The sequence below is a fragment of the Aureliella helgolandensis genome (assembly GCF_007752135.1).
Taxonomy (GTDB): Bacteria; Planctomycetota; Planctomycetia; order Pirellulales; family Pirellulaceae; genus Aureliella; species Aureliella helgolandensis.
Window position 1 is genome coordinate 569163 of the sequence record NZ_CP036298.1, and the last position, 15294, is coordinate 584456.

Sequence of the window (15294 nt, forward strand, 5' to 3'; positions counted from 1 at the left end):
GCGAGGCCGCCGGGCCGGTTTGCGCGGTTTATTGGGAGATTATGCAGGATGCGCTCCGCAAACGCGAGGGAATCCTGACCCGCTGCAGGCATTCACGCCCGACTCGTAAGCCAGTTGGGGCGCTGGAAGCGACGCTCCACAACCGGCTACGCTGTGCTAAAACCACTTTGCTAGATGTCGGTGCCGGAATAGCAGACGGTAGAATCCGTGACGGCGGAAGTGAGGTGCGGGGCGCGATCAATGCTATAACTCGTTCGCTAGCTGAGCGTGCCGTAGAAGCTTCTCAATGAACCACTAACTCCTCTTGCTGATTCCCATGGACATACTCGATTCGATCAACACTGACGTCCCGGCCGATAGGCTGAGGAGCGTGAACTCGCTCGCCATCAATCAATCCGGGGATTGGGTCGTCTATTGGATGACGGCGTTCCGGCGCACGCGTTCCAATTTTGCGCTGCAGTACGCGAGAGATTGCGCTCAAGCATTGGGCAAGCCACTGGTGATTCTGGAGGCATTGCGCGTTCGTTATCGCTGGGCCAGCGACCGTTTTCATCGATTTGTGATCGAGGGAATGCGGGACAATGAGCAGGCATGTCGGTCTGCTGGCGCGCTCTACTATCCTTACGTTGAACCGCGGCCTGGAGCGGGAGCGGGTTTGTTAGCCGAGTTGGCCAAGCGGTCTTGCTTAGTGGTGAGCGACGATTTTCCCTGCTTTTTCCACCCACACCTGTATGCCAAACTGGCTAGGACGCTTCCAGCGCGGTTGCAGTTGGTGGATTCGAATTGCCTCATGCCACTGGCCGTTCCCGAGCGGACGTTTACGGTGGCCCACTCCTACCGCCGGTTCATGCAGAAGGAGCTGCCCAAGCATCTCGAGAGCTTTCCCGAGCAGCAGCCGTTGAGGGCATCCGCCACGCGTTCTTTGCCTCTGCTCAAGGCGTTGCCAACATCACTAAGGGAGACCTGGCCGCGCGCAGAACTCGAAGAACTGCTTAACGACGATGGACTTGCTGCACTGCCGATCGATCACGCCGTGGAACCGACGAGCGTGGCCGGTGGAGCCACTGCTGCCGGTCAAACTCTCCGGCGGTTTATCCGAAGTAGATTGGCAAACTATGCAGACGCCCGGAATGAGCCGGATGAGGATGGATCGAGTGAGTTGAGCTCCTATCTGCACTTTGGGCAGCTCAGTGCGCACGAGGTGTTTGGGCAGGTGATGGAGACGGAGGGCTGGCAGCCGGGAAAAATCCAGCCGCCCAATGGAAAGGTCAACGGATTTTGGGGAGTATCAACTGGCTTGGAGGCGTTCATGGATCAGTTGTGCACCTGGCGGGAAATTGGATTCAATATGTGTCGGCGCGAATCGAACTACGCAGATTTTGAGTCGCTGCCGACCTGGGCGCAAGCCACCTTGCAGGAACATGCCTCGGATAAGCGGCCCTTCGAGTACTCGGGGAGGCAGTTTGAGTTGGCTGAGACCCATGACCCGATTTGGAACGCAGCTCAACGACAACTGGTCCGTGAGGGGCGGATTCACAACTATCTGCGTATGTTGTGGGGCAAAAAGATATTGCATTGGACTCGGTCTCCTGAGCAAGCCCTGGAGATCATGTTGGAATTGAACAACAAGTACGCGCTCGATGGCCGAGATCCCAATTCGTACAGCGGGATTTTCTGGGTGCTGGGGCGGTATGATCGGGCCTGGGGACCAGAACGGCCTATCTTCGGAAAAGTGCGTTATATGACGAGTGAAAATACCGCAAGGAAACATCACTTAAAGCAGTACCTGTTGCGTTTTGCAGAATCGTGAGATCCCGTCGCTTGCTCAGCAAGACTCCTCATTCAGCACTCGCCCCAGCGGATCGGTTATGCTGGAGCGGGGAGGGCTCGCAGCGGAGGGGGCTGGTTGAAGTGAGTCCGCCGGACACCTCGTGCACACGCCTGAAGGAGTGTGAGTCGTGGAAGCGGTCGATGGACGCAATCCGCTTCGACAGATTGCAATCGGGTGAATCCGAGCCCCTAGCAACTCTTGAACGAAGGGGGAGCAATGAACAGCGAGGCTCATTTAGCCGAGTACCTGCGACTCGTCCTAACGACGGGCGTTGGGCCTCAAACCCTGGCGAGATTGCTCAACCGTTTCGGCTCTCCTGAGGCGGTTTTTTCAGCCAGCCCTCTAGAATTGAGTGAGGTGGATGGAGTGGGGATCGCCTTGTCACGCCGCTTGCTGTCGACGGAGTTTCGCGATCAAGCTAGCTTCGTGATGGAGGAATGTCAGCAGCGGGATATACGCATCCTCCTGCCCACGGATGAAGAGTTTCCGCGGCTGCTGCTCGAAATTCCCGATCCTCCCAGTGTTCTGTATGTCAAAGGGCGACTTAGTCCTCGGGATGGTTTGGCCATCGGTATGGTGGGCACACGCAACGCAACTCAGTACGGACGAAGCCAAACCGAGCGATTTGCCAAGAGTCTCGCGCGTGCGGGGCTGACAATCGTCAGTGGACTGGCTCGCGGCATTGATGCGACCGCGCATCGGGCGGCCATCGATGTTGAAGGACGCACGATTGCGGTGTTGAGCAGTGGAGTGGCGGAGATCTACCCGCCACAACATGCACAGTTGGCGGAAGAAATTTGCCAGCAGGGAGCGGTGATTAGCGAGATGCCCCCGGGCACGATACCCAAGAAGGGGATGTTTCCGCAACGCAACCGTTTGATTAGTGGACTGTCGCTAGGCACCATCGTATTGGAAGCGGCCGAGCGTTCAGGAGCTCTGATCACGGCACGCTTGGCAGGGGAGCAGGGACGCGAGGTTTTCGCTCTGCCGGGAATGGTCACCATGCCGAATGCGCGCGGCTGTCATCGCTTGATTCGTGACGGCGCGCACCTGATCGATTGTCCCGAAGATGTGCTCGACGCGCTGGGGCCGTTGGTGGAAGGGGTAACGCTCGCGCCGGAGCAAGTGGTTCGAAATGCCGCAGAATTGCTGCTCAATGAACAGGAAAGTGCGGTCTTGCAGGCCATTTCGGCAGAACCTACCGATATCAACCAGGTCGTGGTTGTCAGCGGGCTTCCCGTGCCGCGTGTCCTGAGTACCCTTAGTGTGCTTGAGATGCGGCACTTGGTCCGTCGCGTCAGTGGGCAACTGGTTCAACGCATCTAGGACTCGCTGGCGTGGACCGTTTCCCCTATTGCTCTCCGTTGCTAAGGTAAGGAACCGCTTTCTTGTCGCTCGATGTTAGTGCCATCCTCGGTCCTGAAGGCTCCATTGCGCGGCGGTTGAAGCAGTACGAGCAGAGGCCGCAGCAGCTCGCCATGGCCAATGCAACTGCCCAAGCGCTAGCAGCCAAGCAACACTTGCTAGCCGAAGCGGGGACCGGAGTTGGCAAGAGTTTTGCCTATTTGGTTCCAGCCATTCTATTTGCCACCGCCGATCAGCGAGAGGACAACGTCGATACGCAGGGGGAGGAAGCGAGTCGTCGAGTCGTTGTTAGTACGCACACCATCAGCTTGCAAGAGCAGCTGATCGACAAGGACCTGCCACTGCTCAACGCAGTTATCCCTCGCGAATTCACTTCGGTGCTCGTCAAAGGACGCGGCAACTACGTCAGCCTGCGGCGATTCGAATTGGCCCGCAGCCGAGCGGTCAGCATGCTCAACGAGACCGAAATTCATCAATTGGACCAGATGAAATCATGGCTCAAGGAAACGCCCGACGGCTCGCTGAGTAGCCTAGGGTTCCGCCCGACGGGATCGGTGTGGGACGAAGTGGCCAGCGACAGCAACAATTGTTTGGGACGCAAATGCAAGTCGTTCGACAATTGTCACTACTACCGGGCGCGACGACGCGTCCAGGGTGCTCAGATCTTGGTGGTCAACCACGCCCTTTTCTTCACCGACCTAGCGCTCCGCCGGGAGACGGGGTTCGGCATCATTCCGGACTACGACGCGGCGATCTTGGACGAATGCCATACGCTCGAATCGGTGGCGAGTTCTCACCTGGGAATTAAGGTGTCCAATGGGCAAGTTCAATTCACGCTCAACAAGCTGTACAACCCAAGTACCGGCAAGGGGTTGTTTCCCACGCTGGGGCTTGATCGTCTAACCGAGATGGTGCAAAAGGCGCACATGCTGATCGATCAACTCGTGTTCGATCTCAACGAGTGGATGGGCAAGGACGATAGTACATCGCGGCGCGTGCGTCAGAAGCAGATTGTTCCCAATCTACTGAGCGATGTGCTGGCCGCGCTCTCGAAGCGTTTGGAGCACATGGCCGATAATGCTCAGGATGCTGCGCGTCGACAGGACATGACCTCAGCGGCCAAGCGACTCGAATCGCTGGCACTCGACGCACAGGCTTGGCTCGAACAGAGTGACGATGAATCCGTGTATTGGTTGGAGAGAGTGTTGACTCGCAGAGGTGAGGTGCGGATGGAGATGCATGCATCCCCCATTGATATCTCTGGCAGGATGCGAGAAATGCTTTTTCAGGAGGTCCCGAGCGTCATCATGACGAGCGCCACCATATCGACAGGCCGCCAGGGGGGATTTGAGTTCTTTCAGTCGCGGATTGGAGCGAGTGGTAGCGCGACGATTAAGCTGGGAAGCCCCTTTAACTATGCTCAACAAGCCAAGCTCATTATCGTGGGCGACATGCCAGACCCCTCGGCGAATCGCCGCGAGTACGAGGCAGCGTTGCCAGTGATGATCCAGCGGTATTTGTTGCAGACCGGTGGCCATGCATTCGTGCTGTTTACGAGCTACGGCTTGTTGCGGTCCACCGCCAGCAAACTTCAGCGATGGTTCGCCGAACAGAAGATGACCTTGTACAGTCAAGCCGACGGCACACCGCGCGGGCAATTGTTGGAGCAATTTAAGAAGAATCCTCGCGGTGCCCTCTTCGGTACCGACAGCTTTTGGCAGGGGGTGGATGTTCCTGGAGAAGCGTTGGGGAACGTGATTATTACGAAACTGCCATTTAGCGTTCCGGATCACCCGTTGTTGGAGGCGAGACTGGAGGCCATTCGAGCCGCCGGAGGCAATCCCTTTCGGGACTATCAGATTCCAGAAGCGGTGATCAAACTGCGCCAGGGGTTCGGGAGGCTGGTGCGCACCGCCACCGATACTGGCATCGTCGTTATCTTGGACTCTCGCGTGAAGACCAAGTACTACGGCCGCACGTTCCTGGCAGCTTTGCCTGAGTGCGAAGTGCGCTACGAGTCTGTGCAACTCTAATTTGGTTCGAGGTTAGGGGCGTTTGAGTTCGCGACGTAGCGTGTCGACCGTCTGCCAATGGTTGCACCCCGCGACGTGATCGTTGACCATTCCCATCGCCTGCATGAAGGCGTAGCAGGTGGTGGGGCCCACGAACGACCACCCGCGGCGTTTGAGATCTTTGCTCAGGGCTTGGGATTCTGCTGTCGTGGCCACCACGTCGGTCTGGGAGCGTATTTTTTTAGTTTTGGCGGGTTCGAAGCTCCAGAAATAGCCTGCGAGTGAATGCCGTTCAGCCTTCAGTTCTAAGGCTAGCCGGGCGTTCTTAATGGCCGCTTCAATCTTGCCGCGATGCCGAACAATGCCCGCGTTTGCCAGCAATTGCTCGACGTTTCGTTCGGTATATCGAGCTACCTTTTCAATCTCAAAACCCTGGAAGGCAACGCGGAAGGCCTCGCGCTTTCGCAAGATGGTCAACCAGCTCAGACCTGCCTGAAAGCCTTCCAGGCAGATTTTCTCAAACAAACGCACGTCGTCGACTACCGGGTGTCCCCATTCGGTATCGTGGTAGTCGACATATTCTGCGTCGCTACCACACCACCAACAGCGAGTGATCGAGTCATTGCCGAGGACTAAGCCACGTTCTGTGTTCGTTGCCACGGAGACGGTACCTTAGGTGAAGAGGAGGTGGGCAGAAAGGACGAGCTGGTTTGGGGGGAGGACGCTAGCGATTGGTCCGCCGAGTTTTCAACGATTGCTTTAACGCCGTTGTAGGGAATATGCCGATAGGGAACGAGGTGCATGGAGCTTGAAGTACCGATGCGGATGGTCGAAATCTCGATCACAAACAGTTCCTCTGCAGTGCCATTCGTGGCGGCTAAGACTATAGTAAACGTTGTGCAACTTACAACCGTCGAGACCATTCGCTCACTATGCTTCGCACTCGCCAACGCTTCGGGAAGTACATCATTCAGTGCCGATTGGCCGAGGGCGGATTCGCAGCCGTCTATCGCGCCATGGATACCATTGAAGGGGTGCGAGTTGCTCTAAAAGTGCCCCACCCGCACTTGATGACCGATTCCATGCTAACCACGTTCAAGCATGAGGCTCGGTTGGCAGCCAAGCTGGATCACCCGAACATCTTGCAGCTCAAAAATGCGGATTTCATCGACGGCAAGTTCGTGCTGGTGACTCCGCTAAGCGAGACTTCGCTGGAATCGCGACTGCAGAAGCGGCTTGCCACTAGAACCGCTTTGGACTACTCGCTCCAATTGCTGGAGGCGGTTTCTTATGCACACGAACATAAGGTCGTTCATTGCGATATCAAGCCCGACAACCTGTTGTTGTTTCCCGAAAATCAGTTGCAGTTGGCTGACTTTGGAATTGCGCGCGTTGCCCACCGCACCCTGCAGTGTTCGGGTAGTGGGACCCTGGGATACGTGGCCCCAGAGCAGGCCATGGGCAAACCGTCCTTTCGTTCCGACGTCTTTTCCATGGGAATCGTGATCTATCGCATGCTGACAGGCGTGCTGCCCGAATGGCCCTATCAGTGGCCCTTGCAAGGGTTTTCACGATTGAAGGACCGTGTTACGGAGCCGATGGTTACACTGCTACGTCGCGCCACATCGGCCGACTGCAGCGATCGCTATGCCAATGCCGGGCAGATGCTGACCGCCTTCCGCCGGATCAAGAAGCCGTTGGTCTCGGAAATGGGGAAGTCGTCAAAGTCGTCAAAGTCGTCCAAATCGACGAAGCGTTCGGGCGGTTCCGACGGTGGGCATCGCTGGCAATTGCTCCGCCGCCAAGAGTTTCAAAAAGAGTATGGCAAGATTTTGGAGACGCGTTGTTCGTGTTCCAAATGTGCTGGCCCCGTCTCCGAGGCGATGTTGGCCTGCCCTTGGTGCGGCACCGATCGCAAAGTGCTGCCAGACGTTACGCGCTTCCCCATTTGTTGCCCGCGATGCAATCGCGGCTTGAAGGCCGATTGGCCCTATTGTCCGTGGTGTTACGGTACCGGATTTGAATTGGAAACCAAGCGGACCTACACCGACCGGCGGTATACGGCCCGATGCACGAACAAGAAATGCACGCGGAAGAGTTTGATGCCCTTCATGCGCTATTGTTGCTGGTGTCGCCATCGCGTGAAACGCAAGTGGAAGATCGAGAATTCACCTCACACTTGCCACGGTTGTGGGTGGGGGATCGTCTCAGAGTATTGGAGTTTCTGCCCTTGGTGTGAAACACGTACGAGAGACAATTGATGGAATCGTCCCAGACCTACACACCGCAATTGTTCTTGGCGGCGCACATGGCGTGTGGCGCAGAGATTGCCTTCGCCGGGGGGAGTGTCGCCTACTTTGCCGCACCGTCTCCAGACCGAACCGGCCCCAACGAAGATGCTTTCGCATTGCTTTCCGTCAATGAAAGCATCGGAGTCTTGGTGCTGGCCGATGGGTGTGGTGGGCAAGCCAATGGCCAGCTCGCGTCCCAATTGGCTGTGGAGGCACTGACTGAAACCCTGGCAGGCGGGCTGGCGTCGACGGGCCTCCGCTCTCCGATCTTGGACGGTTTTGAGTTAGCGATGCAGCGCGTCCGACAACTTGGTACCGGAGCTGCCACTACGCTGCTAGCCGTGGAAATTGCCCACGGGAAACTGCGCACCTACCACGTGGGCGATTCCCAAGCCATGTTGGTCAGCAATCGCGGAAATATCAAACTCTTAACCCAAGCCCATTCCCCGATCGGTTATGCGGTCGAGTCGGGCATGATGAGCGAATCGGTCGCGTTGGAGCACGAAGATCGCCATCTCGTTTCTAATTTAGTGGGCGTGGATGATGCTCACATTGATGTGGGACTGATGCGCGAAATCTCTCCGCGGGACACCTTATTGCTTGCCTCGGACGGGTTGTTCGACAATCTCCGCATTCAGGAGATTGCCGAACTCATTCGCAAGGGCCCTCTGCTCGTAGCTCTGGAGTCGGTGCGCAGTTTGGCTAGCCAACGCATGCAAGCAGCCTGCGATCCGGAGGCCACGGAACCTGGCAAGCTGGATGATCTGTCGTTGTTGCTCTACCGACAGAATTGAGCCCTAGCTGGTTGCTCTAACGCGTCGTCGCGAGCACTACTTCGACTTCAACCAGCCGGATGCGGCCAGCCACTCGGCACAGCGATCGGGCCAACTGGTGGCCTGGTGTTCGTTGCGACGCAAACCGAATCCATGGCCTCCCGTTGGGTAGAGATGCACTTCGCAGGGGACATTGGCTTTTTTCAACGCAAGTCCCATTCGCAAGATGTTCTCTGGCCCCACGCCATCGTCAAAGGCCATGGCCATGAACATGGGAGGAGTGTCCTCGTCGACCGGAATCATCGAGGAGACCAAGCTGTCACTCTCCTTATCGAATAGATAGGCGGGATAGATTAGGATCGTGAAGTCGGGCCGGCAGTGGATGGAATCGGTTTCATCGATGGGAGCGTAAGCTCGCTCACGATAGTTGGTGCTCAGTCGGGCCGACAGGTGCCCTCCGGCTGAAAAACCCAGGACGCCAATCCGCTCAGGATCAATGCCCCATTCTGCAGCATGCTGTCGTGTTAGCGAGACTGCTCGCTGGGCATCCTGCAACGGTTCGATGGGACGGTTTTCCTTTCCCTGTCGCGGTACACGGTATTTCAACAGCACGCCGGTAACGCCGATGGATTGAAGCCACTCACAAACTTCGGTGCCTTCCAGATCGTAGGCCAGGATGCTGTAGCCTCCGCCGGGACACACGATGACCGCCGCGCCCGTGTTGTTCGATGCGGGAGCAGCATAGACCGTCAGCATCGGTTCGCTGACGTGCCCCAAGCGAATTACCGGCTTATCCATCACCCGCCTACCATCGGGGCCCGAGGTGTCGGCTTCAGCCTCATCCGATTCCGTTTGGCCAGGTGGCTGCGCGGGCCACAGTTTCAATTCCGGTGGTTGAGCGAAGCCTGGCGTTGCAGTTAGTCCCAACAGCATAAGTGCACTGGCCAAGCAAGTGCCCATGTGAAATCGTGTGCGGGGAACGTGGGGAATACGCCTAATGGGCAGCATGGTAGTTAGTCCTGTCGATCAAGTGTTGGTTTTTATCGAGGAGTGAAGAGCAGGCTGATATTCTAGCAGAGCGCAGGCACGGAGTTGAAATTCTATTGAGTTCCCGGCCACAATACGTTAACACGACTTGGCCGTCGCAACTGTTTGGCTAGCAATTCTTCGTAGTAAATCGTTCTATGACTTCACCTGAAACCTCAACTCCTCGCGCTACTCCCATTAAGCGACGGGCTGTATTTTTAGTCGGCGGCTACGAACCGAAATCGTCCGCAGCATTCTTTGCGAGAACTCGCCGTGAATTGGCTCGATTCTGCGATACTTGGCAGGTGACCGCTGAGATGGAGCAAGCCACTACCAGTCCAGATGGCATGATTGCTTCGGCACACATTGAAGCCGAAATCGATGAGAAGTCGGTGGCCACCGCGATTCATTTTTTGGTTTGGAATGACATCGTCCTGCATGACTTTGGCCGGCCTAAATTGCTACGTGTTGCCAAGTATCTGGGGACGCTCGCCAACTACCTTTTCACTGGGACCTTCCATCGCATCGTCACTTCTGCCTGGCGGGTGGCGCTCTTCTTTCTCTATCCCGGAATCATGCTGGCCGCATTCTGCTGGCTGGCAGGAATCCTTGGTTGGGCCGTCTCACGCTTGGCATTTCCGGGAGCGACAGCGTGCGGAGTCCTAGCCGCTGTCGCACTCCTCTGGGGCTTGCTGCAGTACTCTGGCCAGCGCTGGTTTGTGACACACCTTATGGATCTCTGGTCATTCTCGCTGCAATATCTGCGGGACCGACGCCCGGAAGTGCAGCAGCATGTCGATCGGTTTGCAGAAGCGATCGTAGATCAAGCGCGGACGGGGGACGAGGATGAAATTGTCTTGGTAGGCCACAGTGCGGGCGGAACTCTCATCCTCGATATTGCCGCCCGAGCCTTGGAGTTATTTCCCGAGCTAGGGCAGAGCGGCCCGCGAGTGATTATCCTGACACTCGGATCGATTGCCCTCAACGTGGGGCTCCACCCCGCCGCTAAGACTTTTCGACGGAAGGTGCAGAGTTTGGTAGATGCTCCCAGCCTGGAGTGGATCGAGTGTCAGGCGCACGTGGACATCGTCAATTTTTATCGTACCGATCCCGTGGCTGCCATGAAATTGCATTCAACGCGTCCAGGACAGTTCCCAGAAGTCCACATCGTGAGGATTCGCAAGACGGTTTCTCCGGAGTTTTACAAACGCTATCGCTACAGCCTATTTCGCTTCCACTATCAATTCATCATGGCCAATACGACTCGGTATCCCTACGATTTTTTCATGATGTGCTGTGGCCCAGAACCATTTCGGGAGTCGTTGGGGCAGGAACTGCGTTACAATCCTCACTAAGGATTTGTCAGCAGAAAGTAGCCGGCGAAATCCTCGGATATTCGAATTCGCTGGAAGGTTTTACTCAATGCACACCTCAGGTTTATGTCTCGTTGCCCCCGTCCTCCTTGGATTATGCATGGCTGCCCAGGCAGTGGGTGAGGATCTCGTCGGCTCCGTCGGCAAGGCGGGGCAGAATCAAGCCAACGACGTACTGACGATCCAACTGCTGCTCAACCAATTGCCTGCCGCAGAGGGAGATTCACAGCCCGCTTCGGAGGACCAGGCAGGCGGGACCGTATTGCTTGATCCCGATGGGGTAATGGGACCTGCAACCCTGGCAGCCATCCGAAGTTTTCAAGCGGCTCAATTGAGTGAAGCGGAGGTCACTGGTCTGGTTGAACCCGATAGCCCAACGCTTCAGCGGCTCAACGCGCTAGTTTCTAGTCAACCGTTGAGAGATCGCATTGTGCGTGTGTCGCTCGGGGAACGCCGTTTTTGGCGCAATGGACAGCGAACGGAAAGAGATCCACGCGTGTCTGCACGGCTCCAACTCTATTGGCAGTGCGCGCGGCAATCCTACGAATTGAAGGAGTTTCAAGACTCGGAATTCCAATCGGGACATCCCTGGAGCGCCGTGTATATCTCTTGGGTAATGCTTCGCGCCGGAGCTGGCGAGCACTTTGCCTACAACGATTCGCACTGGGAATACGTGGCGGCGGCCAAACGGAATCGAATTGAAGGGAATGCGAGTCCCTTCAAAGCCTACCGACCCCACGAAGGGGAATTCAAGCTCGGGGATGTCGTCGTAAAACGTCGAAGCACGAGTACCGCGACCTACGATAATATCGAGCTAGGTCATCCCACTCATGGCGATATTGTCGTGGCCATTAGCGCGACGGAGCTGGTGACGATTGGTGGCAACGTTAGCGATAGTGTTACCACGACGCGTGTGCCCCTAGACTCCAACGGGAAGATCGCTGACGCCAAATACTTTGCCGTCGTCAAGGTTGAAGAATAGTGCGTTGGCTAGCGCAGCCAGGCGTCAATTCCCATCGCCAGGGATAGGCAAAAGCTGATCATTGCATTGATATTGAAAAAGGCAATGTTGATGCGCCCCAGATCGTTGGGGCTCACGATGGCATGTTGGCGAATGATGAGCACGGTTACTACCAGCAATGCGGAGTAGTAAAGCCAGCCAAGGGCGAGTTGAGGGGCGAGTTGGGGGAGTGCCCCCAGCACGACCAGCATGGCTAGGTGAAACGCCGCTGACAGGCGAAGTGCTCCCACCACCCCTAAGCTTGCCGGAATGCTTCTCAAGCCTGCTGAGCGATCAAAATCGGCATCTTGGCAGGCGTAGATGATGTCGAAGCCAGCAACCCAAAATGCGATCGCCAGGGCAAGCCATACCGCTGGCATTACGTCTGCTGGGTTGGCTAGGCACGCTTCCCCACGCAGGGCAATCCACGCGCAGATCGGCGACATGGCCAAGGCGATTCCGAGCCATGCATGGGCCGCTGAGGTGAATCGCTTGGCGAGGCTGTAACCGCAGATCCATAGTAGGACTGGGACGGATAACGCCAAGGGGAGCCAGTTGGGGAGGAACAATCCGCAACTCGCAAAAAAACCGAGGCACATCAGTGCAAAGAAGCTCCACGCCTGCCGCGCCGATAGTAGCCCGGCAGGGAGATGGCGGCTAGCTGTGCGAGGATTCGCCGCATCAATTTTTGCGTCCACCAATCGATTGAATGCCATCGCCGCAGAGCGTGCGAAGACCATGCAGGCCAGCACCCCCAGCAACCGACTGGCGATCTGCGCACCCGGTAAGCTCGGAAGCGGATTGGGAACACTCAGAGCCAGTACGCAAGCCAGCGCAGCGAAAGGAAGGGCAAATACGGTATGGCTAAATCGAATGAGCCCCAGAAAACGCCCACAGAGGCTCGTTGGTTGCTGAGCCCCTGCAGTTGCTTCCGGCGGAGTGTTTTGGGTCGATGTAGAGTCCACTTGTTGCTCCGTCGAATGCAAACCGCAAACGGCACGCAACGATTAACAGGCATTTTCTGCGATTGCTAGGTCGATGGGCCGATTTTTCAGCCATCGTAGATGACATGCCAACGCTGGCAAGTCATCGCGTCCCACGTGCTTCCTAGACGTCCAGATTGCGCACTTCGAGGGCATGCTTTTCGATAAACTTCCGTCGTGGTTCCACTTTATCGCCCATGAGGACGCGGAACATTTCATCGGCAGCGGCAGCATCGGTCAGCGAGACTTGGACGAGTGTGCGATTGTCTCGGTTGAGGGTCGTTTCCCGCAGTTCCTCGGGATTCATTTCCCCCAGTCCTTTAAAGCGAGTGACTTGCATTCCCTTTTCACCGGCGGCTCGAATGGCGGGGAGCAAAGCTCGCAGGTCATCGATCCCGGAACGGTTTTCCTCGCGGTTGAGATGGAATTTCGAGTCCGTGGATCCCGTCCGCTCTTCTGGGATCAAGTCTTGGATGGAGAAGCCGAACTCGGCAAGTTGCTTGAGTCCGCTATTGATGGTTTTAACTTCGTGCATTTCCACGATGTGCGCCAATAGGCGTTCTTCTTCTTCGACGGGAGGTGTTCCGTCAGGCGTCTCAGCAGCGGATGCCTCCAGTTCTGCTTTGGTCTCCGTCGTCAGGTTCTCCTTCTCGAGGAAGGCTTCCAGAGCATCGCGAGATTGGAACCAGTGGAAATCATTTCCGACCGTTACTAAGAAGACCGGCAATCGCAATTCCTGGTCCATCCGCGCCGCATGGGCTTTGAGGCCAACACCGCGACGTTCCAGTGCGATTAAGGCCTCTTCCATGGCGGAGAGCGCTTCGCAGAGCTTGCGCATTTCGGTGCCATCGACGCGCCGGCCATTTTCCATTTCCAGCCAGCTATCGGAAAGGCCACGCTCGAGGAGTTGCGTTTTCATCTCCTCTTCGGACTGCACGTAGTAGCGATTGGATTTACCACGCAGCACGCGGAACAGTGGCGGCTGGGCGAGGTAGACGTGGCCACCCGCGACCAGGTGGTACATTTGACGGTAGAAGAAGCAGAGCAGCAGGGTTCGGATGTGCGAGCCGTCGACATCGGCATCCGTCATGATAATGATCTTGTTGTAACGCCGCTTGGAGATGTCTTGGTCGAGGCCGATGCCGCAGCCGATCGCTTGGATCATGCTTTGGACTTCCTCGTTGGCCAGGACTTTGTCCTCTCGGCTCTTGTAGGCGTTAATGATCTTACCACGCAGAGGCAAGATGGCTTGAAAATCACGATAGCGACCGCCTTCAGCACTTCCGCCGGCCGAATCACCTTCCACTAGGTAGACTTCACACTCTTCCATCTTATTGCTGATGCAATCGCGGAGTTTTCCGGGAAGGCCACCACCACTGAGCGCGTCCTTCCGCTTGCGCAACAAGTCTTTTGCTTTGCGAGCTGCCTCGCGGGCCTCGCAGGCAATGAGTCCCTTTTTGATAATCAGCCTGGCGTTCTTGGGGTTTTCTTCCAAGTACTTCTGAAGGGCCTCGCCCAACGTTGCGTTGACAATACCCTCCACTTCGCTGTTACCGAGCTTGGTTTTGGTCTGGCCTTCAAATTGCGGATGTGGAACGCGAATGCTGATGACGGCAGTCAGACCTTCGCGGAAATCGTCTCCGGTGGGAGCCAAGTCCTTGAACATGTTCTCTTTTTTGCCATAGTTGTTCAACGTGCGGGTGAGGGCGGAACGGAATCCAGAAACGTGGGTTCCCCCTTCAATCGTATGGATATTGTTGACGTACGACTGGACGTTCTCGGTGTATTCTGTCGAGTACTGCAGAGCGACTTGCAGCTTCACTCCATCTCGGGATTCTTCGACGAGGAGAACGTCTGGGTGCACCGCATCGCTGGCGCGATTCAAGTGTTCGACGAATTCAACGATACCACGTTCGTAATAGAACTCATCTCCTTCGTTGATTCGCTCATCGAGATACTTGATCCGCACGCCGCTATTGAGGAAGGCGAGTTCTTGGAGTCGCTTGTATAGCGTATCGAAATTAAATTTAACGTTCGGGAAAATCGATCCGTCAGGCTTGAACGTCGTCTTGGTACCCCGTTTTTGCGTGGCATGGCCCTTAACGACCAATCCGGTAGCCACGCCCCGCTCGTAGCTTTGGGTCCAAACGTGTCCATCACGATAGACTTCCACTTCGCACCATTGTGATAGGAAGTTTACGACGGTAACCCCCACGCCGTGCAGCCCACCCGACGTTTCATAGGCCTTCTTCTCGAACTTCCCACCAAACTTGAGGACCGTCATTACCCCTTCGAGTGTGCTGACTTCTCGGTCCATCTCCAGTGAGAGTTGCTCGTGCTTCGAGGTCGGAATGCCGCGTCCATCATCAATGACGGTCACCGAGCCGTCGGAGTTGATTTGAACGGAGACCGACTTGGCGTAATCGGCCATCACTTCGTCGATGGAATTGTCGACGACTTCGTAGACCAAATGGTGCAGGCCCTTGAGTGTGGTGTCCCCGATATACATTCCGGGGCGTTCACGGACGTGCTCCATGTCACTTAAGTGCTTCAAATCCTCCGAGTTGTAATTCGAAGCATCGATGGAGATTTCGTCGTCCGCAGGCTTATTTTCGTCGGTCATTCGCTTATTTCTGAGCC

General features: G+C 56.3%; 11 protein-coding genes. 7 read left to right on the forward strand and 4 right to left on the reverse strand.

Features of this window, described 5'->3' with window-relative positions:
* Positions 1-316: 316 nt before the first annotated feature.
* The 3 genes from Q31a_RS02040 to Q31a_RS02050 all read left to right on the forward strand — a co-directional run bounded on the left by Q31a_RS02040 (position 317) and on the right by Q31a_RS02050 (position 5229).
* On the forward strand, positions 317-1810 hold the full coding sequence (locus Q31a_RS02040) for a cryptochrome/DNA photolyase family protein (protein WP_231691031.1): 1494 nt from the start codon (positions 317-319) through the stop codon (positions 1808-1810).
* A gap of 237 nt (positions 1811-2047) precedes the next feature.
* Positions 2048-3157 (forward strand): DNA-processing protein DprA, encoded by a 1110-nt coding sequence (gene dprA / locus Q31a_RS02045; RefSeq protein ID WP_145073253.1) that lies wholly within the window; start codon positions 2048-2050, stop codon positions 3155-3157.
* Between the two features lie 62 nt (positions 3158-3219).
* On the forward strand, positions 3220-5229 hold the full coding sequence (locus tag Q31a_RS02050; RefSeq protein WP_145073257.1) for an ATP-dependent DNA helicase: 2010 nt from the start codon (positions 3220-3222) through the stop codon (positions 5227-5229).
* A 12-nt stretch (positions 5230-5241) separates the two neighbouring features.
* Here Q31a_RS02050 and Q31a_RS02055 read toward each other — a convergent pair whose 3' ends face one another.
* A complete protein-coding gene (locus tag Q31a_RS02055; protein ID WP_145073261.1) occupies positions 5242-5868 on the reverse strand; it encodes a DNA-3-methyladenine glycosylase I in 627 nt (208 codons plus the stop codon).
* 272 nt (positions 5869-6140) lie between these two features.
* Here Q31a_RS02055 and Q31a_RS02060 point away from each other — a divergent pair, with 272 nt between their 5' ends.
* Together Q31a_RS02060 and Q31a_RS02065 are read left to right on the forward strand one after the other, a co-directional pair.
* On the forward strand, positions 6141-7469 hold the full coding sequence (locus Q31a_RS02060; RefSeq protein WP_145073264.1) for a serine/threonine-protein kinase: 1329 nt from the start codon (positions 6141-6143) through the stop codon (positions 7467-7469).
* Entirely contained in the window at positions 7469-8293 is an 825-nt protein-coding gene (locus Q31a_RS02065) for a PP2C family protein-serine/threonine phosphatase (RefSeq protein WP_145073267.1), read from the forward strand. The genes Q31a_RS02060 and Q31a_RS02065 overlap by 1 nt, the downstream gene beginning before the upstream one ends.
* A 36-nt stretch (positions 8294-8329) precedes the next feature.
* On the opposite strand, the gene Q31a_RS02070 is transcribed toward Q31a_RS02065, so the two are convergent.
* Positions 8330-9280, reverse strand: coding sequence for an alpha/beta hydrolase (locus Q31a_RS02070; RefSeq protein WP_197356049.1), 951 nt, complete (start codon positions 9278-9280; stop codon positions 8330-8332).
* A gap of 176 nt (positions 9281-9456) precedes the next feature.
* On the opposite strand from Q31a_RS02070, the gene Q31a_RS02075 reads away from it, so the two are divergent.
* Positions 9457-10653 (forward strand): alpha/beta hydrolase fold domain-containing protein, encoded by a 1197-nt coding sequence (locus Q31a_RS02075; RefSeq protein WP_145073270.1) that lies wholly within the window; start codon positions 9457-9459, stop codon positions 10651-10653.
* A 118-nt stretch (positions 10654-10771) separates the two neighbouring features.
* Entirely contained in the window at positions 10772-11653 is an 882-nt protein-coding gene (locus tag Q31a_RS02080; RefSeq protein WP_197356051.1) for a DUF2272 domain-containing protein, read from the forward strand.
* An 8-nt stretch (positions 11654-11661) separates the two neighbouring features.
* On the opposite strand, the gene Q31a_RS02085 is transcribed toward Q31a_RS02080, so the two are convergent.
* Positions 11662-12636: a 4-hydroxybenzoate octaprenyltransferase gene (locus Q31a_RS02085; protein WP_197356053.1), complete on the reverse strand. Its 975-nt coding sequence runs from the start codon at positions 12634-12636 to the stop codon at positions 11662-11664.
* 142 nt (positions 12637-12778) lie between these two features.
* On the reverse strand, positions 12779-15277 hold the full coding sequence (locus Q31a_RS02090) for a DNA gyrase subunit B (protein ID WP_145073276.1): 2499 nt from the start codon (positions 15275-15277) through the stop codon (positions 12779-12781).
* Positions 15278-15294: the final 17 nt, after the last annotated feature.